Annotated in this window: 23 protein-coding genes; 18 read left to right on the forward strand and 5 right to left on the reverse strand. The window is 40.9% G+C overall.

Annotated elements, in window-relative coordinates:
• Positions 1-324 precede the first annotated feature (324 nt).
• Positions 325-2,628, forward strand: a complete 2,304-nt coding sequence (locus tag CBI42_RS07970; protein ID WP_094753733.1) for a DNA translocase FtsK — start codon at positions 325-327, stop codon at positions 2,626-2,628.
• 44 nt (positions 2,629-2,672) lie between these two features.
• Here CBI42_RS07970 and CBI42_RS07975 read toward each other — a convergent pair whose 3' ends face one another.
• The gene (locus CBI42_RS07975; RefSeq protein WP_094753700.1) at positions 2,673-3,104 is read right to left on the reverse strand and encodes a DUF6556 family protein; all 432 of its coding nucleotides are present in this window, start codon (positions 3,102-3,104) and stop codon (positions 2,673-2,675) included.
• A gap of 138 nt (positions 3,105-3,242) precedes the next feature.
• Between CBI42_RS07975 and CBI42_RS07980 the strand changes: the two genes are divergently transcribed.
• From CBI42_RS07980 to CBI42_RS08025, 10 genes are all read left to right on the forward strand, one after another.
• Positions 3,243-4,385, forward strand: coding sequence for a cysteine desulfurase family protein (locus CBI42_RS07980; RefSeq protein ID WP_094753701.1), 1,143 nt, complete (start codon positions 3,243-3,245; stop codon positions 4,383-4,385).
• Positions 4,386-4,393: 8 nt separating this feature from the next.
• The gene (gene thiI / locus CBI42_RS07985; RefSeq protein ID WP_094753702.1) at positions 4,394-5,608 is read left to right on the forward strand and encodes a tRNA uracil 4-sulfurtransferase ThiI; all 1,215 of its coding nucleotides are present in this window, start codon (positions 4,394-4,396) and stop codon (positions 5,606-5,608) included.
• A gap of 137 nt (positions 5,609-5,745) precedes the next feature.
• Positions 5,746-6,570 carry an alpha/beta hydrolase gene (locus tag CBI42_RS07990; RefSeq protein ID WP_094753703.1) on the forward strand — a complete coding sequence of 275 codons (825 nt, stop codon included), beginning with the start codon at positions 5,746-5,748 and terminating at the stop codon, positions 6,568-6,570.
• Positions 6,571-6,590: 20 nt separating this feature from the next.
• Positions 6,591-7,331 carry an esterase family protein gene (locus tag CBI42_RS07995; protein WP_094753704.1) on the forward strand — a complete coding sequence of 247 codons (741 nt, stop codon included), beginning with the start codon at positions 6,591-6,593 and terminating at the stop codon, positions 7,329-7,331.
• Between the two features lie 12 nt (positions 7,332-7,343).
• Positions 7,344-8,510: an ATP-grasp domain-containing protein gene (locus tag CBI42_RS08000; RefSeq protein WP_094753705.1), complete on the forward strand. Its 1,167-nt coding sequence runs from the start codon at positions 7,344-7,346 to the stop codon at positions 8,508-8,510.
• A gap of 158 nt (positions 8,511-8,668) precedes the next feature.
• Positions 8,669-9,538 (forward strand): aquaglyceroporin Gla, encoded by an 870-nt coding sequence (gene gla / locus CBI42_RS08005; protein ID WP_094753706.1) that lies wholly within the window; start codon positions 8,669-8,671, stop codon positions 9,536-9,538.
• 123 nt (positions 9,539-9,661) lie between these two features.
• Positions 9,662-10,387, forward strand: coding sequence for a CppA N-terminal domain-containing protein (locus CBI42_RS08010; protein WP_094753707.1), 726 nt, complete (start codon positions 9,662-9,664; stop codon positions 10,385-10,387).
• Positions 10,384-11,319: a serine hydrolase domain-containing protein gene (locus CBI42_RS08015; protein ID WP_094753708.1), complete on the forward strand. Its 936-nt coding sequence runs from the start codon at positions 10,384-10,386 to the stop codon at positions 11,317-11,319. Before CBI42_RS08010 ends, CBI42_RS08015 begins: the two co-directional genes overlap by 4 nt.
• A gap of 8 nt (positions 11,320-11,327) precedes the next feature.
• Positions 11,328-12,224: a DMT family transporter gene (locus tag CBI42_RS08020; RefSeq protein WP_094753709.1), complete on the forward strand. Its 897-nt coding sequence runs from the start codon at positions 11,328-11,330 to the stop codon at positions 12,222-12,224.
• A gap of 153 nt (positions 12,225-12,377) precedes the next feature.
• Positions 12,378-13,136 carry a CPBP family intramembrane glutamic endopeptidase gene (locus CBI42_RS08025; protein WP_094753710.1) on the forward strand — a complete coding sequence of 253 codons (759 nt, stop codon included), beginning with the start codon at positions 12,378-12,380 and terminating at the stop codon, positions 13,134-13,136.
• 52 nt (positions 13,137-13,188) lie between these two features.
• Here CBI42_RS08025 and CBI42_RS08030 read toward each other — a convergent pair whose 3' ends face one another.
• Positions 13,189-14,472, reverse strand: coding sequence for a uracil-xanthine permease family protein (locus CBI42_RS08030; RefSeq protein WP_179211383.1), 1,284 nt, complete (start codon positions 14,470-14,472; stop codon positions 13,189-13,191).
• 301 nt (positions 14,473-14,773) lie between these two features.
• On the reverse strand, positions 14,774-15,487 hold the full coding sequence (gene rsmG / locus CBI42_RS08035; protein ID WP_049491497.1) for a 16S rRNA (guanine(527)-N(7))-methyltransferase RsmG: 714 nt from the start codon (positions 15,485-15,487) through the stop codon (positions 14,774-14,776).
• Between the two features lie 93 nt (positions 15,488-15,580).
• Here rsmG and CBI42_RS08040 point away from each other — a divergent pair, with 93 nt between their 5' ends.
• Together CBI42_RS08040 and htpX are read left to right on the forward strand one after the other, a co-directional pair.
• The gene (locus tag CBI42_RS08040) at positions 15,581-16,141 is read left to right on the forward strand and encodes a LemA family protein (RefSeq protein ID WP_000219833.1); all 561 of its coding nucleotides are present in this window, start codon (positions 15,581-15,583) and stop codon (positions 16,139-16,141) included.
• Between the two features lies 1 nt (position 16,142).
• A complete protein-coding gene (gene htpX / locus CBI42_RS08045) occupies positions 16,143-17,042 on the forward strand; it encodes a zinc metalloprotease HtpX (protein ID WP_033687100.1) in 900 nt (299 codons plus the stop codon).
• A 150-nt stretch (positions 17,043-17,192) separates the two neighbouring features.
• Here the strand turns inward: htpX and CBI42_RS08050 are convergent, their stop codons facing one another.
• Together CBI42_RS08050 and CBI42_RS08060 are read right to left on the reverse strand one after the other, a co-directional pair.
• Positions 17,193-18,752 (reverse strand): ATP-binding cassette domain-containing protein, encoded by a 1,560-nt coding sequence (locus CBI42_RS08050; protein ID WP_094753712.1) that lies wholly within the window; start codon positions 18,750-18,752, stop codon positions 17,193-17,195.
• A 391-nt stretch (positions 18,753-19,143) separates the two neighbouring features.
• The gene (locus CBI42_RS08060; protein ID WP_094753713.1) at positions 19,144-19,473 is read right to left on the reverse strand and encodes a helicase BlpT; all 330 of its coding nucleotides are present in this window, start codon (positions 19,471-19,473) and stop codon (positions 19,144-19,146) included.
• 168 nt (positions 19,474-19,641) lie between these two features.
• Here CBI42_RS08060 and CBI42_RS08065 point away from each other — a divergent pair, with 168 nt between their 5' ends.
• The 5 genes from CBI42_RS08065 to CBI42_RS08085 all read left to right on the forward strand — a co-directional run bounded on the left by CBI42_RS08065 (position 19,642) and on the right by CBI42_RS08085 (position 23,616).
• Complete coding sequence (locus CBI42_RS08065; RefSeq protein WP_094753714.1) at positions 19,642-20,184, forward strand: YceD family protein; 543 nt, start codon at positions 19,642-19,644, stop codon at positions 20,182-20,184.
• On the forward strand, positions 20,184-20,813 hold the full coding sequence (gene nth / locus CBI42_RS08070; RefSeq protein WP_033681985.1) for an endonuclease III: 630 nt from the start codon (positions 20,184-20,186) through the stop codon (positions 20,811-20,813). Before CBI42_RS08065 ends, nth begins: the two co-directional genes overlap by 1 nt.
• A 210-nt stretch (positions 20,814-21,023) precedes the next feature.
• Positions 21,024-21,545: a bifunctional pyr operon transcriptional regulator/uracil phosphoribosyltransferase PyrR gene (gene pyrR / locus CBI42_RS08075; protein WP_000644747.1), complete on the forward strand. Its 522-nt coding sequence runs from the start codon at positions 21,024-21,026 to the stop codon at positions 21,543-21,545.
• Positions 21,546-21,563: 18 nt separating this feature from the next.
• Complete coding sequence (locus tag CBI42_RS08080; protein ID WP_042751428.1) at positions 21,564-22,487, forward strand: aspartate carbamoyltransferase catalytic subunit; 924 nt, start codon at positions 21,564-21,566, stop codon at positions 22,485-22,487.
• Positions 22,488-22,536: 49 nt separating this feature from the next.
• A complete protein-coding gene (locus CBI42_RS08085; RefSeq protein WP_000166853.1) occupies positions 22,537-23,616 on the forward strand; it encodes a carbamoyl phosphate synthase small subunit in 1,080 nt (359 codons plus the stop codon).
• The last annotated feature ends 278 nt before the right edge of the window (positions 23,617-23,894 follow it).

Here is a 23,894-nt window from a genome sequence, read left to right on the forward strand (position 1 = left end):
GATTACATAATCAGCGTGAGCTGTGAGCTGTGAGCTGTGAGCTGTGAGCTGTGAGCTGTGAGCTGTGAGCTGTGATTGCGTTCATACCAATCATTCCTTTACTTTTTGATAGTTCTATTATATCAAAATTTCAAAATTTTGCATATCTTCTTTTTTTGATGAACAGTCAGTTGAATCATAAAGGCTATTAAAAAGATGTTCTGAAATTGCTTAGAGAGGGAAACTATGGATAAGAAAATTTTATTTGAATCTCTTAATACTGAACTATCCAAGGAGAATATTGACCTTTTCCGAAATGCCTGTGAAATATGGTATAATAGAAGAATGGCAAACAAGAATACAAGTAAAACAAGACGAAGACCGTCAAAAGCAGAACTCGAAAGAAAAGAAGCGATTCAACGGATGTTGATTTCGTTGGGAATCGCGTTTTTATTGATTTTCGCAGCCTTCAAATTAGGGGCTGCAGGTATCACCCTTTACAATTTAATACGCTTGCTGGTGGGTAGCCTAGCTTATCTGGCAATATTTGGTATCCTGCTCTACCTCTTCTTTTTCAAGTGGATACGAAAACAGGAAGGGCTCTTATCTGGCTTTTTCACCATATTTGCAGGCTTGCTCCTGATTTTTGAGGCCTACTTGGTTTGGAAATATGATTTGGACAAGTCGGTATTAAAAGGGACCATGGCTCAGGTTGTGACGGATTTGACTGGTTTTCGAACGACCAGTTTTGCTGGGGGGGGCTTGATTGGGGTCGCTCTTTATATGCCAATTGCCTTTCTCTTTTCAAATGTCGGCACTTACTTTATTGGTTCTATCTTGATTTTAGCTGGAGCCCTCCTAGTCAGTCCTTGGTCTGTTTACGATATTGCTGAATTCTTCAGTAGAGGCTTTGCCAAATGGCGGGAAGGGCATGAGCGTCGAAAAGAGGAACGCTTTGTCAAACAAGAAGAAAAAGCTCGTCAAAAAGCTGAGGAAGAAGCTAGATTAGAAAAAGAAGCAGCTGAGAAAGCCTTGCTCGATTTGCCTCCTGTTGATATGGAAACAGGTGAAATTTTGACAGAAGATGTTGTACTTGACGTTCCACCTTTTCCAGATGAAGAGTGGGTAGAACCAGAAATCATCCTTCCTCAACCTGAACTTGAATTCCCTGAACAGGAAGATGGCTCTGATGATGAAGACGTACAGGTCGATTTTTCAGCCAAGGAGGCTCTTGAATACAAACTTCCAAGCTTACAACTCTTTGCCCCTGATAAACCTAAAGACCAGTCTAAAGAGAAGAAAATCGTTCGTGAAAACATCAAAATCCTAGAAGAAACTTTTGCTAGTTTTGGTATCAAGGTAACAGTTGAACGGGCTGAAATTGGACCATCAGTGACCAAGTATGAAGTCAAGCCGGCCGTTGGTGTAAGGGTTAACCGCATTTCCAATCTCGCAGATGACCTCGCTCTAGCCTTGGCGGCTAAGGATGTCCGAATCGAAGCACCTATCCCAGGGAAATCTTTAGTGGGAATTGAAGTACCTAACTCTGAGATTGCGACAGTTTCTTTCCGCGAACTATGGGAACAATCTCAAACGAAAGCAGAAAATCTCTTGGAAATTCCTTTAGGGAAGGCTGTTAATGGAACCGCAAGAGCTTTTGACCTTTCTAAAATGCCCCACTTGCTAGTCGCAGGTTCAACAGGGTCAGGGAAGTCAGTAGCTGTTAATGGCATTATCGCTAGCATCCTCATGAAGGCGAGACCTGACCAAGTTAAATTTATGATGGTCGATCCCAAGATGGTTGAGTTGTCTGTTTACAATGATATTCCCCACCTCTTGATTCCAGTTGTGACCAATCCACGTAAGGCTAGCAAGGCTTTGCAAAAGGTCGTGGATGAAATGGAAAATCGTTATGAACTCTTTGCCAAGGTGGGAGTTCGGAATATTGCAGGTTTTAATGCCAAGGTAGAAGAGTTCAATGCCCAGTCTGAGTACAAGCAGGTTCCGCTACCACTCATTGTTGTGATTGTGGATGAGTTGGCTGACCTTATGATGGTGGCCAGCAAGGAAGTGGAAGATGCTATCATTCGTCTAGGGCAGAAGGCGCGTGCTGCTGGTATCCACATGATTCTTGCAACCCAGCGTCCATCCGTTGATGTCATCTCTGGTCTGATTAAGGCCAATGTTCCGTCACGTGTGGCATTTGCGGTTTCATCAGGGACAGACTCCCGTACTATCTTGGATGAAAATGGAGCAGAAAAACTGCTTGGTCGAGGAGACATGCTCTTTAAACCAATTGATGAAAATCATCCAGTTCGTCTCCAAGGCTCCTTTATCTCGGATGATGATGTTGAACGCATCGTAAACTTTATCAAGGCTCAGGCGGATGCAGATTACGATGAGAGTTTTGATCCAGGTGAGGTTTCTGAAAATGACGGTGAATTTTCAGATGGTGAATCTGGTGGAGATCCGCTTTTTGAAGAAGCCAAGGCTTTGGTGATCGAAACCCAGAAAGCCAGTGCATCCATGATTCAGCGTCGTTTGTCAGTTGGTTTTAACCGTGCGACCCGTCTCATGGAAGAACTGGAGATGGCAGGTGTCATCGGTCCAGCTGAGGGTACCAAACCTCGAAAAGTGTTACAACAATAAAAAAATAGCTTCTTTCCAAGTTTGGAGGGAAGCTATTTTACTGGCTATTGATTACTTTTATTTTCTGAAGTTGGAGTATTATTGGACTGCTTTTCAGTTTCAGTGGCAGGTTTATTTGGAGCAGGAGTAGAAGAGTCCTGAGTTGCTGTTTTCTGCTCTTCTTTTTTCTCTTCTTTGACGCTGGATTTTGGCGTTTCTTCTTGTTGTGTTTTTTCTTGACTAGTATTATTTTCCTTATTGGGACTAGTGTTTTCCTTAGGGGATTCCTTTTGAATTTCTTTGACAATTGTTGTCGTCTGGCTTGTCGTAGGTTCTTTTTTAGTATTTTTGTTATTATCCAAGGCGTTCATGATAGTGATACTTGCGGTAATTAAGCCAAGGATACTACCGATAGTAGCAATGGTTTTTTGAAAGACTGTGAAGCCTTTTTTGATGTGTTCTGTTTTTGGTTTTGAAGTTCTACGATAATTAGACATGCATTCTCTCCTTTAATTAAAGTTTATTATACCTCATTTCTTTAAAAAAATCTTAAAAAAAGAGGAATTGCCCTTTCTTGTCGCAAGCTCCGTTTCATGATACAATAGAGGGAGTGATTTTAGAAAGCGTGAGAAAACATGATTTACTTTGATAATTCGGCGACGACCAAGCCTTATCCTGAAGCCCTTGAAACTTATATGCAGGTCGCTTCAAAAATTTTAGGAAATCCATCTAGTCTTCATCGTTTGGGAGACCAGGCAACACGAATTTTAGATGCTTCCCGTCAACAGATTGCAGATTTAATCGGTAAGAAAAGTGATGAAATCTTCTTTACTTCTGGTGGGACAGAAGGAGATAACTGGGTCATCAAGGGTGTGGCCTTTGAAAAAGCCCAGTTTGGCAAGCACATCATCGTATCAGCCATTGAACATCCAGCAGTCAAAGAGTCAGCTCTCTGGTTGAAAAGTCAAGGATTTGAAGTGGATTTTGCTCCAGTTGATGAGAAAGGATTTGTGGATGTTGAGGCGCTAGCAGATTTGATAAGACCTGATACGACCCTCGTTTCCATCATGGCAGTTAACAACGAAATTGGCTCTGTTCAGCCCATTGAGGCTATTTCAGAACTGTTAGCAGACAAACCAACTATTTCCTTCCACGTTGATGCAGTTCAGGCACTTGCCAAAATTCCGACTGAAAAGTATCTGACAGAACGAGTGGATTTTGCGACCTTCTCTAGTCATAAGTTTCATGGTGTCCGAGGTGTTGGTTTTGTCTATATCAAGTCTGGCAAGAAGATCACGCCCCTTTTAACAGGTGGTGGTCAAGAGCGTGATTATCGTTCGACAACAGAAAATGTGGCAGGAATTGCAGCGACAGCCAAGGCTCTCCGTTTGTCTATGGAAAAACTAGATTTCTTTACTAGCAAGACTGGGCAGATGAAAGCTGTTATTCGTCAAGCCCTTCTCGACTATCCAGATATTTTTGTCTTCTCTGATGAGGAAGATTTTGCCCCTCATATCCTAACTTTTGGAATCAAGGGTGTTCGTGGTGAAGTCATCGTCCACGCCTTTGAAGACTATGATATTTTCATTTCAACGACCTCTGCTTGTTCGTCAAAGGCAGGGAAACCTGCAGGGACCTTGATTGCCATGGGAGTGGACAAAGATAAGGCCCAGTCAGCTGTGCGTCTTAGCCTAGACCTTGAAAATGATATGAGTCAGGTCGAGCAGTTTTTAACCAAGTTAAAATTAATTTACAATCAAACTAGAAAAGTAAGATAGGAGCATTTATGCAGTATTCAGAAATTATGATTCGCTACGGAGAATTGTCAACCAAGGGCAAAAACCGTATGCGTTTCATTAATAAACTTCGCAATAATATTTCAGACGTTTTGTCTATCTATCCCCAAGTTAAGGTAACAGCAGATCGCGACCGTGCCCACGCTTACCTCAATGGAGCTGATTACACCGCAGTAGCAGAATCCCTCAAACAAGTATTTGGAATTCAAAACTTCTCTCCCGTTTATAAAGTCGAAAAGTCTGTGGAAGTTCTTAAATCTGCTGTCCAAGAGATTATGAAAGAAACTTACAAGGAAGGGATGACCTTTAAAATCACTGGTAAGCGTAGCGACCACACCTTTGAACTTGATAGTCGTGAACTCAATCAAACTCTTGGTAGTGCTGTTTTCAAGGCTATTCCAAACGTGAAAGCTCAGATGAAAAATCCAGATATTAATCTTCAAGTTGAGATTCGTGAAGAGGCTGCCTATATTTCCTATGAAACTTTTCGTGGAGCAGGAGGATTACCTGTGGGAAGTTCTGGTAAAGGCATGCTCATGTTGTCAGGAGGTATTGATTCACCCGTGGCAGGTTATCTAGCTCTTAAACGAGGGGTAGATATTGAGGCGGTTCACTTTGCCAGCCCACCATATACTAGTCCTGGTGCCCTTAAAAAAGCCCACGATTTGACTCGAAAATTGACCAAGTTTGGTGGCAATATCCAGTTTATCGAAGTACCTTTCACAGAGATTCAAGAGGAAATCAAGGCTAAAGCGCCAGAAGCCTACCTTATGACCTTGACGCGTCGATTTATGATGCGAATTACTGATCGTATTCGTGAGGTACGAAATGGTTTAGTTATCATTAATGGGGAAAGTCTTGGCCAAGTAGCTAGCCAGACCTTGGAAAGCATGCAGACTATCAACGCTGTGACCAGCACTCCAGTCATTCGTCCAGTGGTTACTATGGATAAGTTGGAAATCATTGACATCGCTCAGGCAATTGATACCTTTGATATTTCTATCCAGCCTTTTGAAGACTGCTGTACGATTTTTGCACCTGACCGTCCTAAGACCAATCCTAAGATTAAAAATGCAGAGCAGTATGAAAAACGGATGGATGTTAAGGGCTTAGTTGAGCGAGCAGTGGCAGGGATTATGATTACTGAGATTACACCTCAAGTTGAAAAAGATGAAGTGGATGACTTGATTGACAATCTCCTCTAATTCAGAAAATCCAGAAGAATTTAGAAAAATAAATGAAAAAGTTAGTTTTTAATTCCAAAAATGGAAGCAAAACTAACTTTTTTTCTATAATTATGATATAATGAGATAAAATTTTGAATATAGAGAGTTTTCTGACAATGAATCAATCCTACTTTTATTTAAAAATGAAAGAACACAAACTCAAGGTTCCTTACGCTGGTAAGGAGCGCCGTGTACGTGTTCTTCTTCCTAAAGATTATGAGAAAGACACGGATCGTTCTTATCCTGTTGTTTACTTTCATGACGGGCAAAATGTTTTTTATAGCAAGGAGTCTTTCATTGGTCACTCATGGAAGATTATTCCAGCTATTAAACGTAATCCTGATATCAGTCGCATGATTGTCGTTGCTATTGATAATGATGGTATGGGGCGGATGAATGAGTATGCGGCTTGGAAGTTCCAAGAATCTCCTATCCTAGGACAGCAATTTGGCGGTAAGGGCGTGGAGTATGCCGAGTTTGTTATGGAGGTGGTCAAGCCATTTATCGATGAGACCTACCGTACTAAAGCTGATCGCCAGCATACGGCTATGATTGGCTCGTCACTAGGAGGCAATATTACCCAGTTTATCGGACTAGAATACCAAGACCAAATTGGTTGTCTAGGGGTCTTTTCATCTGCCAACTGGCTTCACCAAGACGCCTTTAACCGTTATATCGATCGGAAGAAACTGTCTCCTGAACAGCGCATCTTTATCTATGTAGGAACAGAAGAAGCAGATGATACGGACAAGACCCTGATGGCTGGTAATATCAAGCAAGCCTATATCGACTCGTCGCTTCGCTATTACCATGATTTGATAGCTGGGGGAGTTCATCTGGATAATCTTGTCTTGAAAGTTCAGTCTGGTGCCATCCATAGTGAAATCCCTTGGTCAGAAAATTTACCAGACTGTCTGAGATTTTTTGCAGAGAAATGGTAAGTTAGGAAAGGAGAAAGCTAATGCATATCGAAAACCTTAGCCACTGGAGTGGTTACCTCAACCGTGAAATGTACCTCAACCGTTATGGACATGCTGGGATTCCAGTTGTGGTTTTTGCTTCATCAGGTGGTAGTCACAATGAATACTATGATTTTGGCATGATTGATGCCTGTGCTTCCTTTATAGAAGAAGGTCGTGTTCAGTTCTTTACCCTATCCAGTGTGGATAGTGAGAGCTGGCTGGCCACTTGGAAAAATGGTCACGACCAAGCAGAGATGCACCGTGCCTACGAGCGCTATGTGATTGATGAGGCAATTCCTTTTATTAAGCATAAGACAGGTTGGTTTGATGGTATGATGACGACAGGTTGCTCCATGGGCGCCTACCATGCAGTCAACTTTTTTCTCCAGCATCCAGATGTCTTTACCAAAGTGATTGCTCTTAGTGGTGTTTACGATGCACGTTTCTTTGTCGGCGATTATTACAATGATGATGTCATTTATCAAAACTCGCCAGTAGATTATATCTGGAATCAGAACGACGACTGGTTTATTGACCGTTATCGTCAGGCAGAGATTGTGCTGTGTACGGGTCTTGGTGCCTGGGAACAAGACGGTCTACCATCTTTCTACAAGCTTAAAGAAGCCTTTGACCAGAAACCAATTCCAGCCTGGTTTGCTGAATGGGGACACGATGTCGCCCACGACTGGGAATGGTGGCGCAGACAAATGCCTTATTTCCTTGGAAATCTCTATTTATAAAAGGAGTTACCTATGAATTACCTTGTTATTTCTCCCTACTATCCACAAAATTTTCAACAGTTTACAATTGAGCTAGCCAATAAAGGCATCACGGTCTTGGGAATTGGTCAGGAACCATACGAGCAGTTGGATGAGCCTTTACGCAATAGTCTAACCGAATATTTCCGTGTGGACAATCTTGAGAACATAGATGAAGTCAAACGTGCAGTTGCTTTTCTCTTTTATAAACATGGCCCAATTGACCGCATCGAGTCCCATAACGAATACTGGCTTGAGCTGGATGCAACACTCAGAGAACAATTCAATGTCTTTGGTGCCAAACCAGAGGATCTCAAAAAGACGAAATTTAAGTCTGAAATGAAGAAACTTTTCAAAAAAGCAGGTGTCCCTGTGGTACCTGGAGCTGTTATCAAGACTGAAGCAGATGTGGATCAAGCTGTGAATGAAATCGGCCTTCCAATGATTGCAAAACCTGACAATGGAGTGGGAGCAGCCGCGACCTTTAAGCTTGAAACAGAAGACGATATCAATCACTTCAAGCAAGAATGGGAGCATTCGACCGTTTATTTCTTTGAGAAATTTGTCACTTCCAGTGAAATCTGTACCTTTGACGGGCTCGTAGACAAGGATGGTAAGATTGTCTTTTCAACAACTTTTGACTACGCCTATACACCGCTGGATCTCATGATTTACAAGATGGACAATTCCTACTATGTTCTTAAGGATATGGATCCAAAATTACGTAAATATGGTGAGGCAATTGTCAAAGAATTTGGTATGAAAGAACGTTTCTTCCATATCGAGTTCTTCCGTGAAGGGGACGACTACATTGCCATTGAGTATAATAACCGTCCTGCAGGTGGTTTTACAATTGATGTTTATAACTTTGCTCATTCCTTGGACCTCTATTGTGGCTATGCATCTATAGTCGCAGGAGAAGAGTTCCCAGTAACAGACTTTGAACCTCAGTATTGTTTGGCTACATCACGTCGTGCAAATGCTCACTATGTCTATTCTGAGGAGGACTTGCTTGCTAAATATAGCCAGCAGTTCAAGGTTAAAAAAATCATGCCAGCGGCCTTTGCGGAACTTCAAGGGGATTACCTTTATATGTTGACAACTCCGAGTCGACAAGAAATGGAGCAGATGATTGCTGATTTCGGGCAACGTAAAGAATAAGAACTCTCGGATTAAGGAAAATTACTCCCTTAGTCCTTTTGTTTTTTATAAGAAATAAAACCGCTTTCTCATATATTCTTTTAGAAAACCTGTTGCTAAAAGATATAAAAATTGATAGAATAGGGATTGTCTAAAAAATTTTAAGGAGAATCTATCAAATGGATTTTACATGGGCTATTAAATATGCCACTGAATTCTTGGGAACTGCTATTTTGATCATTCTTGGTAATGGTGCAGTTGCTAACGTTGAACTTAAAGGTACGAAAGGTCACCAAAGTGGCTGGATCGTTATCGCTGTTGGTTATGGTATGGGGGTTATGATCCCAGCTTTGATGTTTGGTAATGTATCAGGTAACCACATCAACCCAGCCTTCACTCTTGGACTTGCGATCAGCGGTCTCTTCCCTTGGGCACAAGTAGCGCCTTATATCATCTCACAAGTTTTGGGTGCTATCTTTGGTCAAGCATTGGTTGTGGCAACACACCGCCCATATTACTTGAAAACTGAAAATCCAAACAACATCTTGGGTACTTTCTCAACCATTTCAAGTTTGGATAATGGTACAAAAGAATCACATTTCGCAGCAACCGTTAATGGTTTTGTAAACGAGTTTATCGGTTCATTTGTTCTGTTCTTTGCAGCTCTTGGATTAACTAAAAACTTCTTTGGTGCTGAGGTTCTTCAATACATGAAACAAATGGCTAGTCAAGCAGGTCAAACAGTTGATTTCTCTGATTTAGCAATTAAAGCTCAAACAGCACCTCATACAGCTTCAGGTCTTGGAATTGCTCACTTGGCACTTGGATTCCTTGTTATGGCTTTGGTAACATCACTTGGTGGACCTACAGGACCTGCCTTGAACCCAGCCCGTGACTTGGGGCCACGTCTCCTTCATGCTTTCCTTCCAAAATCAGTTCTTGGTGAGCACAAAGGTGATTCAAAATGGTGGTACTCTTGGGTACCAGTAGTAGCACCGATCGCAGCAGCAATTGCGGCAGTAGCTATCTTCAAATTCCTTTACCTATAAGAAATTGAAACCGAGGAAATCCTCGGTTTTTTAGATGAAATTTTACGAAAAAAAGGTAAATCTGAGCATAATTTCTTGTAAAAAATTCTAAAATCCTTTAAAATAAAAGAGTTGGAGGAATTTATGAATGTAAATCAGATTGTACGGATTATTCCTACTTTAAAAGTTAATAATAGAAAATTAAATGAAACATTTTATATAGAAACCCTTGGCATGAAGGCCTTATTAGAAGAGTCAGCCTTTCTGTCACTAGGTGATCAAACAGGTTTAGAAAAGCTGGTTTTAGAAGAAGCTCCAAGTATGCGCACTCGTAAGGTAGAGGGAAGAAAAAAACTAGCTAGATTGATTATCAAGGTAGAAAATCCCTTAGAAATTGAAGGACTCTTATCTAAAACAGATTCGATTCATCGATTATATAAAGGTCAAAATGGCTACGCTTTTGAAATTTACTCTCCAGAAGATGATTTGGTTTTGATTCATGCGGAAGATGATAGAGAAAGTCTAGTAGAAGTAGGAGAAAAACCTGAATTTCAAACAGATTTGGAATCAATTTCTTTAAGTAAATTTGAGATTTCTATGGAATTACACCTCCCAACGGATGTAGATAGTTTTTTAGAATTATCTGAAATTGGGACATCACTTGATTTTATCCCAGCTCAGGGGCAAGATTTGACTGTGGACAATACGGTTACTTGGGACTTATCTATGCTCAAGTTCTTGGTCAATGAACTAGATATAGAAAGTCTTCGCCAGAAGTTTGATTCTACCGAATATTTTATTCCTAAGTCTGAAAAATTCTTCCTTGGTAAAGATAGAAATAATGTTGAATTGTGGTTTGAAGAAGTATGAAGTGGACCAAGATTATTAAAAAAATAGAAGAACAAATCGAGGCAGGGATTTATCCCGGAGCCTCTTTTGCGTATTTTAAGGACAATCAATGGACGGAGTTCTATTTAGGCCAGAGTGACCCAGAGCATGGCTTGCAGACTGAGGCAGAACTAGTTTATGATCTAGCCAGTGTCAGCAAGGTTGTTGGAGTTGGTACCGTTTTTACCTTCTTGTGGGAAAAAGGCAAATTAGATATTGATAGACCGGTAACAGATTTTTTAGCTGAGAGTGATTATCCAGATATCACTATTCGCCAGCTCTTGAATCACGCAACAGATCTTGATCCGTTTATTCCCAATCGTGATCTTTTAACAGCACCTGAATTAAAGGAAGCGATGTTTCATCTCAAGAGACGAAATCAGCCAGCCTTTCTTTATTCGGATGTCCATTTTTTGCTGTTGGGTTTTATTTTGGAAAGAATCTTTGATAAGGATTTGGATGAGATTTTACAGGAGCAAGTCTGGAAACCTTGGGGAATGGCGGATACCCAGTTTGGGCCTGTTGAGCTTGCCGTTCCAACAGTCAGAGGTGTAGAGGCAGGCATAGTACATGATCCCAAGGCTCGCCTTCTGGGCAGACATGCAGGTAGTGCTGGTTTATTTTCTACTGTAAAGGATTTACAAATCTTTTTAGAGCATTATTTAGCAGATGATTTTGCAAGAGATTTGAGTCAAAATTTTTCACCTTTGGATGACAAGGAACGTTCTTTGGCATGGAATTTGGAAGGAGATTGGTTAGACCATACGGGCTATACTGGTACCTTTATCATGTGGAATCGCCAGAAGCAAGAAGCGGCTATTTTCCTATCGAATCGTACCTATGAAAAGGATGAGAGGGCTCAATGGATTATAGACCGCAATCAAGTGATGGACTTGATTCGCAAAGAAGAGTAAGGAGAGACATGTCAAACAGTTTAAAAGGGATTCTATTAACAGTTGTGTCTGGGATTGCTTGGGGCTTGTCAGGAACGAGTGGCCAATACCTGATGGCACATGGAATTTCGTCTCTGGTTTTAACTAACTTACGACTTTTAATCGCCGGTGGGATTCTCATAGTCTTGGCTTATGCTACTGCAAAGGATAGAATGCTGGCCTTTTTAAAGGATAGAAAAAGTTTGCTGTCTCTTCTCATTTTTGCTCTGATTGGCCTCTTCCTCAATCAATTTGCCTATCTAACTGCTATTCAGGAAACCAATGCAGGTACTGCGACGGTGCTTCAGTATGTTTGCCCTGTCGGAATTTTGATTTATAGTTGTATCAAAGATAAGGTGGCGCCGACGCTTGGAGAGATTGTTTCTATCATATTAGCCATTGGAGGGACCTTCCTGATCGCAACTCATGGGCAGTTGGACCAGTTATCCATGACACCTGCAGGCCTGTTCTGGGGCCTCTTTTCTGCTCTGACTTACGCACTTTATATCATTTTACCCATAGCCTTGATTAAGAAGTGGGGGAGCAGCTTGGTCATTGGTGTGGGAATGGTCATAGCAGGTTTGGTCGCTCTTCCTTTTACAGGAGTTCTACAGACTGCTATCCCAACTAGTCTTGATTTTCTCCTCGCTTTTGCGGGCATTATTCTTATCGGGACTGTCTTTGCCTATACAGCCTTCTTAAAGGGAGCCAGTTTGATTGGACCGGTTAAGTCAAGTTTGTTGGCTTCAATTGAGCCAATCTCGGCGGTTTTCTTTGCCTTCCTAATTATGAATGAACAGTTTTATCCCATTGATTTTCTTGGTATGGCAATGATATTAATTGCAGTAACTCTGATTTCTTTGAAAGATTTATTGTTAGAAAAATAAACAAAAAAATGAAAGTAGATGATAACCACTCTCAAAGAGGGGTTATTTTTACTAATAAAAGCTTTTGAATCTAAATGAATTAATGAAATTTTATAAAAGTTTAAGCCTTTTTTCTTAAAATATTTATATGAGTATAGAATACCTGGAGAAAATATGAATATTTTTAAAAAAATACATCCATGTAAACCTTTAAAATACTTAAGATGGTTTGACATTGTGATTATTACGATCATAATGTTTGGTCAGTTTATAATTCGTTCAACCGAGCTATTTTTAGCAAATACGTTTCCAACGGGTGCATCAAGTACAGTAGGGATAGTTAGACAGGCTGCAAGCGAAGATGCAGCTTATTCTAGTAATTTTACCCTGCAAGCTATATTATTGACTGTGACCGTACTCTATCTTTTGATTCGAAACTATGATTTTAAACAGCTTCCTATTCGCTGGAATTGGTCCACTATCTTTTGGGTTCCATTTATATTTGCTTTAGTGGGACTGTTTGGAGACTTGGTTACAACTCTCACTGGTAAATATAATTACTTTAATCCAGACCTTTTTGCCTATATAGATTTTACGCAAATAATAGGGAAGTTCTTAGCTCTCAGCCCGATAGCGATTGCCTATGCCTTGCTTAATGGATTTTATGAAGAGTTTTTCTTTCTAGGTTTGTTAACTTCAGTGAAGGAAAAACACAAGTGGTTGGTTTTGATTTATTCTACTAGTATTCGTATTTCCTTCCACACCTATCAAGGATTAGTATGGGCTTTGGTAATCGGTGTAGTTTATGGCTTATTCTATTATTTCTTATACAAATATAAAATTAAAAATCTCCTTCCATTCTTTCTCATGCATGCTTTAGCAGATATGTTTGGTTCTAGCCTGATCTACCTATTGGTTGCTTGGGGGACTTAAGAATTAGAAAAGTCCACTCAGTTGTCTGAGCGGACTTTTTGTGTCAAGACGTTTAGTCTTTATTTTCGTATGGTAAGATCAAGTTCAAGATGATTCCTGTCATGGCTGATAGGGCAGTACCTGAAAGGGTAACTGGACCAAGTTTAAGGATAGCTCCTCCAAGTCCAAGGACCAACATAGCACTTGCGATGATCAGGTTACGCATTTGAGCGAAATCAACACGTTCTTTGATCAAAACTTTCAAACCGTTGCTGGCGATAACCCCATAGAGAAGGATTGACATACCACCAAGTACAGCATTTGGAATAGTTGAAATCAAGGCAGTGAATTTACCAAGGAAGCTAAGGGCAATTGCGATAAGGGCAGCGTTACGGATAACTGAGACAGAAGCGATACGAGTCATACCGATAACTCCTGTATTTTCTCCGTAAGTTGTATTGGCTGGTCCACCAAGGAAGGCAGAAACAGAAGTTGCGATACCGTCACCAAGAAGAGTACGGTGAAGACCTGGTTCTTTCAAGAATTGACGGCCACAGATTTGACCCAAAACAGTATGGTCTCCGATATGTTCAGAAATTGTTACGATAGCGATTGGCAAGATAGCGATAGTTTCTGGACCAAAGTAAAGATTGTATTCTTTAAAGGCACCACCAGTACTAAATGGCAAGTAGAAACCAGGAATTTCAAACCAGTTAGCTTTAAGGACTGGTGTAAAGTCAACCAAGCCAAGTGTTAGTGCGAAGAGGTAACCACCGATAATGGCAAAGAGGAATGGAATGATTCGTAGGAAGCCTTTTCCTTTTGTATTGATAAAGGCAGCAATTAGGAAAGTAACAACCGCTACAAGAGCATTTTTCCAATTTCCATCCGCTACAAGACCAGCGTTAGTAACAGCTGAACCTGCAAGTCCAAGACCGATAACGATAATCATAGGTCCGATGATGATTGGTGGCAAGAGTTTATCAATCCATTTTGTACCCGCAAAACGAACACTTGCAGCCACAAGGACATAGATAAAACCTGTAAGGATAACCCCTGTTTGTGCAGCTGATACATCCCCTCCTAGTTCCTTCATAGCTAGGGACATAGCTGTGATAAAGGCGAATGATGATCCTAGATAAACTGGAACTCTAAAACCAGTTGCGATCATGTAGATGAGTGTTCCCACACCTGAAGCAAAAAGGGCAACAGATACAGGCATTCCCAAAATCAATGGTACCAAGATGGTCGCACCAAACATGGCGAAAACGTGTTGGAAGCTAAGGAGAATTCCTTTTCCAGCTGAAGGACGTTGGTCAACGTCTAGTAACAAATCAACAGTTGATTCTTGTTTCATATAAACCTCACTTTTGGGCATCAAAAAAGAGCCCATTATTTTACAGCAATAGGCCCTCAGAGTAAGACTTCTCTAAAATCTAGACTTTAAAGAGTTTTAAATATTTCTGCGTCTTCGTCACCTCACGGGATGACATTAAAAACCTTTGCTTAGGATAGTATAGCAGAAAAAAATGATTTTGTAAATCATTTTTTCCCGAGCCCGAAAATAAGAGAGCGAGGTTGATTTTGTAAATCATTTTTTCCCGAGCCTAAAAATAAAAGAGCGAGGCTGACTTTGTAAATATTTTTTACTAAAAAATTTAAAGTGGGCGTTTATTGGGCATGCCAGCCTTACGTGGATATTTATTTGGCGTTTCTTTTTTCTTTTCCACCACTGTGATGTAACGCGGATCTCCATTTGGTAGGGTGTAGCTGAGATTGTCTTCGACCTTACTGAAGAGGAGGTTGAGAGCATTCTTAGCTTCTAACAACTCCTCAGGCGCATTACTTGCCTTGAGTGCCAGTAGTTTTCCACCAACTTTAAGGTAGGGAATAGTTAATTCAGATAGGATCTGCATACGTGCAACCGCACGAGCTGTTACAAAATCATATTGAGCACGGAAGTTCTTGTCTTGAGCAAAGTCTTCCGCACGTCCATGGTAGAAGTAAACACCTTCCAAATCCAGTTCTTGAGCCAAGAGTTGGAGGAAGTTGATACGCTTATTGAGAGAATCAATGATAGTCACATTTAACTGAGGATAGAGGATTTTCATTGGTAGACTAGGAAATCCTGCTCCGGCTCCAATATCCAGAAGTTTGATAGTTTCATTGGGAATCAAACCTTGAAGAATGGGTGCAATCGAATCGTAAAAATGTTTGAGGTAAACTTCTTCCTTGTCCGTAATGGCTGTTAAGTTAATCTTTTCATTCCACTCGACCAAGAGTTCAAAATAGCGTTCAAATTGTTTTTTTTGCTGGTCCGAAAGTGGAAGATTTTGCTCGGCAAGCAAGTTGTAAAATGTTTCTGGTTTCATAGTTATTTCCTTCTTTAGTATCATCTTATTTTACCATAATCATTAAAAATTTGATATACTGGTACTAATCTAAAAGTAGAAAGGACTTATATAATGACTTGGATTATTCTTGGAGTTTTAGCTCTTATTGTGATTTTTGTGATTGTTAGCTATAACGGTTTGGTTAAGAATCGTATGCAAACAAAGGAGGCTTGGAGTCAGATTGATGTTCAGTTGAAACGTCGAAATGATCTCTTGCCAAACTTGATTGAGACTGTAAAAGGTTATGCTAAATATGAAGGTTCTACCCTTGAAAAGGTGGCAGAACTTCGCAATCAAGTTGCTGCAGCGACTTCACCAGCAGAAGCTATGAAAGCTAGTGATGCCCTCACTCGTCAAGTTTCAGGTATTTTTGCAGTTGCAGAAAGCTATCCAGATTTGAAAGCTAGTGCAAACTTTGTTAAATTGCAAGAGGAGTTGACAAATACAGAAAATAAAATTTCTTACTCTCGTCAACTCTACAACAGTGTTGTCAGCAACTACAATGTAAAATTAGAAACTTTCCCAAGCAATATTATTGCTGGAATGTTTGGATTTAAAGCAGCAGATTTCCTTCAAACACCAGAAGAGGAAAAGGCAGTTCCTAAGGTTGATTTTAGCGGTTTAGGTGACTAAGATGTTGTTTGATCAAATTGCAAGCAATAAACGAAAAACGTGGATTTTGTTGCTGGTATTTTTCCTACTCTTAGCTCTTGTTGGCTATGCGGTTGGTTACCTCTTTATGCGGTCTGGGCTTGGTGGCTTGGTTATCGCGCTGATTATCGGCTTTATCTATGCCTTGTCCATGATTTTTCAATCCACAGAGATTGTCATGTCCATGAATGGAGCGCGTGAGGTGGATGAACAAACGGCACCAGACCTCTACCATGTAGTAGAAGATATGGCTATGGTGGCTCAGATTCCTATGCCACGTGTTTTCATCATTGATGATCCAGCCTTAAATGCCTTTGCGACAGGTTCTAACCCCCAAAATGCGGCGGTTGCTGCGACGTCAGGTCTCCTAGCTATCATGAATCGTGAAGAACTAGAAGCTGTTATGGGACATGAAGTCAGTCATATTCGTAACTACGATATCCGCATTTCAACTATTGCTGTCGCCCTTGCTAGTGCTATCACCATGCTTTCTAGTATGGCAGGTCGTATGATGTGGTGGGGCGGAGCAGGTCGCAGACGAAGTGACGATGATAGAGATGGAAATGGTCTTGAAATCATTATGCTAGTGGTCTCCCTACTTGCAATTGTGCTGGCACCTCTCGCTGCAACCTTGGTGCAACTAGCTATTTCTCGTCAGAGGGAATTCCTAGCTGATGCTTCTAGTGTTGAGTTGACGCGCAATCCTCAAGGGATGATTAATGCTCTACGTAAGTTGGATAATAGTAAACCGATGAGTCGTCCTGTCGATGATGCCAGCAGTGCACTTTATATCAATGATCCTAAGAAAGGTGGAGGGTTCCAAAAACTCTTTTATACCCACCCACCTATTTCAGAACGGATTGAACGTTTAAAACATATGTAAAATGAATGTTGGGAAAAAGTCTTTAAAATCTTAAAAACGCATAATATCAGGTGTGCAAAAACTTGATATTATGCGTTTTATTATCGGAAGATTTACTTCGTTTTCTCCTAAAATTGTGTTTTTGCACCATCTATCTGCTATGTTGCAAATTTATAAATCATCTAAATTAACTACCTCCAGACCGTGTTCTGTTAAGCGATAGATGATTGAACAGACATCTTTTAAGAAACGACGGTCATGCGAAACAGTGATGAGACCGCCTGGATAGGTGGCAAAGAGTTTTCTGATTTGGGGTTGAGAAGTGGGTGAAAAGTTTCGTGTGGGTTCATCCAGAAGGAGAAAGTTTGGTTTGCGCAGGACTAAATCCAAAAGCAGGAGTTTTCCCTGTTGCCCGCCAGATAAGGAGCGAATTTGATGTTGCATTTCTGGATAACTGAAATTGAGACTTGCTAAGTGAGATTGGATTTTCTGCAGTTCCTCTTTTTCCCCAGTTTTGCTGAGGTAGACGATTGGGGATAAATCCAATTGTAGTTTTTTGTGGTAATCTTGTGGCATAACACCAAGTGAAATCTCTCTTTTTTGACTTAGCAGTTGTTGAAACTTGGCTAGCAGAGTCGATTTTCCAACACCATTTGGACCGATGATACCGATTTTTTCTTGGCCACGGATAGTTAGTTGAAGTCCTTGAGCCAAAACTCGCTCACCAATGGACAAAATCTCTTTCTCCAGTTGGATTAAGACTTTAGAGGCCGGTAATGGTTGGATGTCTGAGAAGAAAAGTCTGATTTCTTCCTCTTCAAGTGGCTTTTGGGTCATGGACTGAGCTGTCTTTTCAAAGCGTTTTTCTTGAGAGAGGACATTTTTCATCTTTTTAGCCAATAGGCGACCGGCAGTACTGTCTTTGGTAGCTCGAAGCGTAGTTTCTACATTTTGCTTGACTCGCCGATGTTTTTCCATGGTTTTATCGTAGGCTCTTTGGTCGTTAGCAGCTTGCTGGTTTTGTCTGACAAAATTAGCCTTTCTCTGCTCACTATAGCGATCATAGTCTAAATGCTCTACTAGTGTTTCCGCTTCTCTACGGTGCTTGACCAGTCGTAAGTGGACAATAGTGTCTGCCGTATGAGAAAGAAAGTCTTCATCATGGGAAATGAAAATAACGGTTTGTCTAATCTTGCGAATTTGACCTTTTAGCCAATCAACCGTCTCAAGGTCTAGGTCATTTGAAGGTTCATCTAAAAATAAAATCTCAAAGGGTTTGGCTAACTCATGGATGAGCTGAATTTTCAAAGCTTCGCCACCGGAGAGGCTCCCGATCTCTTGGTCGCTTGCGAAACGATCACTATCAAAATGCAACTCTTCAGCTAAGCGATAAAGGATACTGTAGTCTAAATCAATAGAATCTAAAAAGAAGTAGTCGTGTAGAGATTGTTTTTTCAGCTCCTCGGGGAGTTTTTGAGGAATGTAAGCTAGTGATTGATAATCAGACTGGATGTCTCCCTTGATAGTGAAATCAGACAAATATTCCCCCATTAAAGTTTTAAGTAAGGTCGATTTGCCATTTCCTTCTTCGCCAATAATAGCTACCTTTTCTCCGTTTTGTATGGTCATGTTTAAGTCAGATACAAGATCTCGTAGATCTTTGTTTTGCGTGATGGTCAGGTGATTGATTTTTATCATATTGTTGCCCTTTCTAGAATGTCGATAGTGCATAACAAAAAGCTCTACTTTATCTAGTAGAGCAAATGTCTATGTCAAAAAAACTCTATTAATACTCTTCGAAAATCTCTTCAAACCACGTCAGGGTCGCCTTACCGTAGATATATGTAACTGACTTCGTCAGTCTTATCTACAACCTCAAAGCAGTGCTTTGAGCAACCTGCGGCTAGCTTCCTAGTTTGCTTTTTGATTTTCATTGAGTATAAAATGCCAGAAGAAAGAGCATAAAAGAGCATATAAAAAGAGACAAAAACAAGATCTACTAAATAAAGTTTCTTTACTTGATAGACTTAGTTGTTCATGTCTCCCTTACCTCCGAGTATTAGTACCTCTATCCTATACCTTTCAGGATATTTTGTCAACAGAAAACCGACAATTCTAATCTCTAGAATCCAAAAACAGGTCCATAGAGAGTTAGTACGTGTTTGACATGCTCGTAATGGAACTTGTCATAGTTGCGCCAAGCGATACGTGCTTGATCGTTTAGTTTTAGGCTACCAAGACCAATCAGAAGACTGGTACGTTGGTAAAATTTCTCAAGGTCTATTAAGATACTGTTGTTCAACTTTTCCGCTTTTTTGAGCTCTTGCAGAGTAGTATTTAGCAGCTCTTGCAGTCGAATATCATCTGCCGTACCCTGTTTGCAGCTTTGGAAACTTTTATTTAACTCGGATAGGAGTTGGGTTGCATTAGTAATAAGTTCTTTGTCTTCCATGTGAGCATCCTCCTTGCTCTGATGTATTATTGCCTATAGTATAGCACTAAAAAACAAAAATGTCATAGTAAATATGTTAAAGAATCGAATTTTAATTATAAAGTTTGCCGTGCTGATTTGTAGCCTTTTCATGGTATAATCAAGAGAGTAAATCTTTATGGAGGAAGTATGAAATTAAATATTCAAGAAATTCGTAAGCAGACTGAAGGCTTGCATTTTGAACAAACCTTAGACCTAGCCGCAGACCTGCGTGCACGCAATCAAGAAATTTTAGATGTAAAAGATATCCTTGCGGTTGGGAAAGTACAGTACGAAGACCGTATGTATTTCTTAGATTATCAACTATCTTATACCATTGTTCTTGCTTCAAGTCGCAGTATGGAAGCAGTTGAGCTAGTTGAATCTTATCCAGTAACGGAAGTTTTCATGGAAGGAGCAACCAACCAGCTAGATCAAGAAGTTTTAGACGATGATTTGGTCCTACCTATCGAAAATGGAGAACTTGACCTTGCTGAGAGCGTATCAGATAATATCCTTCTCAACATTCCTATCAAGGTCTTGACGGCTGAAGAAAAAGCTGGTCAAGGATTTGTGTCAGGAAATGACTGGCAAATCATGACAGAAGAAGAATACCAAGCCCAACAAGCAGTTAAGAAAGAAGAAAACAGTCCTTTTGCTGGCCTACAAGGACTATTTGATGGAGACGAATAATGGTCTTGTCAAAAAAACGCGCACGAAAGGTGCTAGAAGAAATCATTGCTCTGTTTCCAGATGCCAAGCCCAGTCTTGATTTTACCAATCATTTTGAACTCTTGGTTGCGGTCATGTTGTCAGCTCAGACAACGGATGCAGCGGTAAATAAGGCCACACCGGGTCTCTTTGCTGCCTTTCCAACGCCACAAGCCATGTCTGTTGCGACAGAGGGTGAGATTGCTTCACACATTTCTCGCCTGGGATTGTATCGAAATAAGGCTAAATTCCTTAAAAAATGTGCCCAACAGTTACTAGATGATTTTGATGGTCAAGTCCCTCAGACACGAGAGGAATTAGAGAGTTTGGCAGGTGTTGGTCGCAAGACAGCCAATGTTGTCATGAGTGTGGGCTTTGGGATTCCAGCTTTTGCAGTGGATACTCATGTGGAGCGTATTTGCAAACACCACGATATTGTCAAAAAATCAGCGACACCACTTGAGGTGGAAAAGCGGGTCATGGATATCTTGCCACCGGAGCAGTGGTTAGCTGCCCATCAGGCCATGATTTATTTTGGAAGAGCTATTTGTCATCCTAAAAATCCAGAGTGTGACCAGTACCCACAGTTATATGATTTTAGCAATTTATAAGATGGGGTTTCAAAAGTTTTTGCTTGATTTTAAGCATGCTTTGTGCTATAGTATTTGATAACTAAATATTCCTTTAAACCTGTCCCGTGAGGCAGGCAAGGAGAACGATTAAGTAGTAAGGTGAAGTCTATACTGTTTGCAGTAGGGCTCGCTTGGCTATACATTTCAAGTCTCCTTGTTTAAGGAGACTTTTCTTTTTGGAGGTTTGTCATGAAGGCAAAAGAAGTTGTAGACGAATTGACCGTCAAACGAGCGATTACGCGTATTACTTATGAGATTATCGAACGCAACAAAGATTTGAATAAAATCGTCTTGGCTGGTATTAAAACTCGCGGTGTCTTTATCGCCCACCGAATCCAAGAACGTTTGGAACAGCTAGAAAATCTTTCAGTTCCTGTTGTAGAATTGGATACCAAACCTTTCCGTGATGATGTTAAAAGTGGAGAAGATACTTCTTTGGTTTCTGTCGATGTGACAGACCGCGAAGTTATCTTGGTGGATGATGTGCTCTATACAGGTCGTACCATCCGTGCTGCTATTGACAATATTGTAGGTCATGGCCGTCCTGCGCGCGTGAGTTTAGCAGTTCTAGTCGATCGTGGACATAGAGAATTGCCAATCCGTCCAGATTACGTTGGAAAGAATATCCCAACCAGTCGTTCTGAAGAAATCATCGTAGAGATGGCAGAACTTGATGGCCAAGACAGAGTTCTGATTACTGAAGAAGCTTAGAAAGCTAAAGGAGTAGCCATGTCAGAAAATCAACAAGCATTGAACCATGTGGTGTCCATGGAAGACCTCACTGTCGATCAAGTGATGAAATTGATCAAGCGAGGAATTGAGTTTAAAAACGGAGCTCAGCTTCCCTATGAAAACCACTCGATTGTTTCTAATCTTTTCTTTGAGGATTCTACACGGACGCATAAGTCCTTTGAAGTCGCAGAGATTAAACTGGGGCTGGAACGACTTGACTTTGATGTGAAGACTAGTTCAGTCAATAAGGGTGAGACACTTTATGATACCATTTTGACTCTGTCTGCTTTAGGAGTGGATGTCTGTGTGATCCGTCACCCAGAGGTCGACTACTACAGAGAGTTGATTGCTAGTCCGACGATTACGACTTCCATCATCAATGGTGGAGATGGTTCGGGACAACACCCTAGCCAGAGCTTGCTGGATTTGATGACCATTTATGAGGAATTTGGTCACTTTGAGGGACTCAAGGTTGCTATTGCAGGTGACTTGGACCACTCACGTGTTGCCAAATCTAATATGCAGATTTTGAAACGCTTGGGAGCTGAACTTTACTTTGCTGGACCTGAGGAATGGAGAAGTCAAGAGTTTGCAGACTATGGACAGTTTGCAACCATTGATGAAATCATTGATCAGGTGGATGTCATGATGTTTCTCCGTGTGCAACATGAACGTCATGATAGTGGAGCTATCTTTTCAAAAGAGGACTACCATGCCCAACATGGCTTGACTCAAGAACGTTATGACCGTTTGAAAGAAACAGCAATCCTTATGCATCCAGCTCCAGTCAACCGTGATGTAGAAATCGCAGACCGCTTGGTTGAAGCACCAAAATCACGGATTGTCCAACAAATGACCAATGGTGTCTTTGTTCGAATGGCAATCTTAGAATCCGTACTGGCGAGTAGAAACGCCAACTAAAACACAAGACGTTAAAAGACGCCAGTGAGCGTCCACGAGAGGTGAAAATATGACAAAAAGACTTCTAGTATTAGAAGATGGCACAGTTTTTGAAGGCAAGGCCTTCGGAGCAGATATCGATGTAACAGGTGAAATTGTCTTTAATACAGGTATGACTGGCTACCAAGAATCCATTACAGACCAGTCTTATAATGGACAAATCTTGACCTTTACTTATCCTTTAGTAGGAAATTATGGAATCAACCGTGATGATTACGAATCCATCATTCCAACTTGTAAGGGAGTCGTTGTTTTTGAAGAAGCACGTAGAGCAAGCAACTGGCGCAACCAAATGACCTTGGATGAATTCTTGAAAGCCAAGAAAATACCAGGTATCTCAGGTATTGATACGCGTGCACTTACCAAGATTATCCGTAAGCATGGTACCATGCGTGCAACCTTGACCCATGTTGGGGACAGCATGGACCATGTAACTGACCAGCTCCAAGCGACAGTCTTGCCGACAGACAATATCAAGCAGGTTTCTACTAAAACATCCTATCCAGCTCCAGGAGTTGGTTTGAGCGTGGTGCTAGTGGACTTTGGTCTCAAACACTCAATTCTACGTGAACTTTCTAAACGCAACTGTAATGTGACGGTTGTTCCGTATTCGACAACGGCTGAAGAAATTCTCCATCTCAATCCTGACGGAGTTATGTTGTCAAACGGTCCAGGTAACCCAGAAGATGTTCCACAGGCACTGGATATGATTCGTGGTGTGCAAGGAAAAATTCCAATCTTTGGTATCTGTATGGGGCACCAACTCTTTGCAATGGCAAATGGTGCTAAGACCTACAAGATGAAGTTTGGTCACCGTGGATTTAACCATGCGGTACGTGAAATTGCTACAGGACGTGTGGATTTTACAAGTCAGAACCATGGTTATGCAGTCAGCCGTGAGGATTTGCCAGAACACTTGATTATCACCCACGAAGAAATCAATGACAAGTCAGTTGAAGGTGTGCGTCACAGATATCAACCTGCTTTCTCTGTTCAATACCATCCAGATGCAGCCCCTGGTCCACACGACGCTAGCTACCTATTTGATGAGTTTATCGAGATGATGGAAGCTTTTAAACAATCAAACTAAGAACGAGTAAAAGCTCGTCGGAGAATTTATGTAACTGAACACGGACGGAAAGCTCGGAATTTAGAGAAACCAATTTGGATTGTCAATCCTTCTTTGGTTTCCTAAAATTCAATCGCTTTCTATTCGTCCTTTGTATCTTATTTAATGTCGCCCTGAGAGGCGACGAATAGAAAGGAGAAGATACATTGTTCGCGGAAGTGAACACGCCCTAAGAACTGTGTGAAAAAGATAAACATCGTCTTGACGCTGAAGGCGTCTGCACCGAGTTTCCTATTTTT

Origin of the sequence: Streptococcus sp. KR (assembly GCF_002238115.1) — a bacterium.
Taxonomy (GTDB): domain Bacteria; phylum Bacillota; class Bacilli; order Lactobacillales; family Streptococcaceae; genus Streptococcus.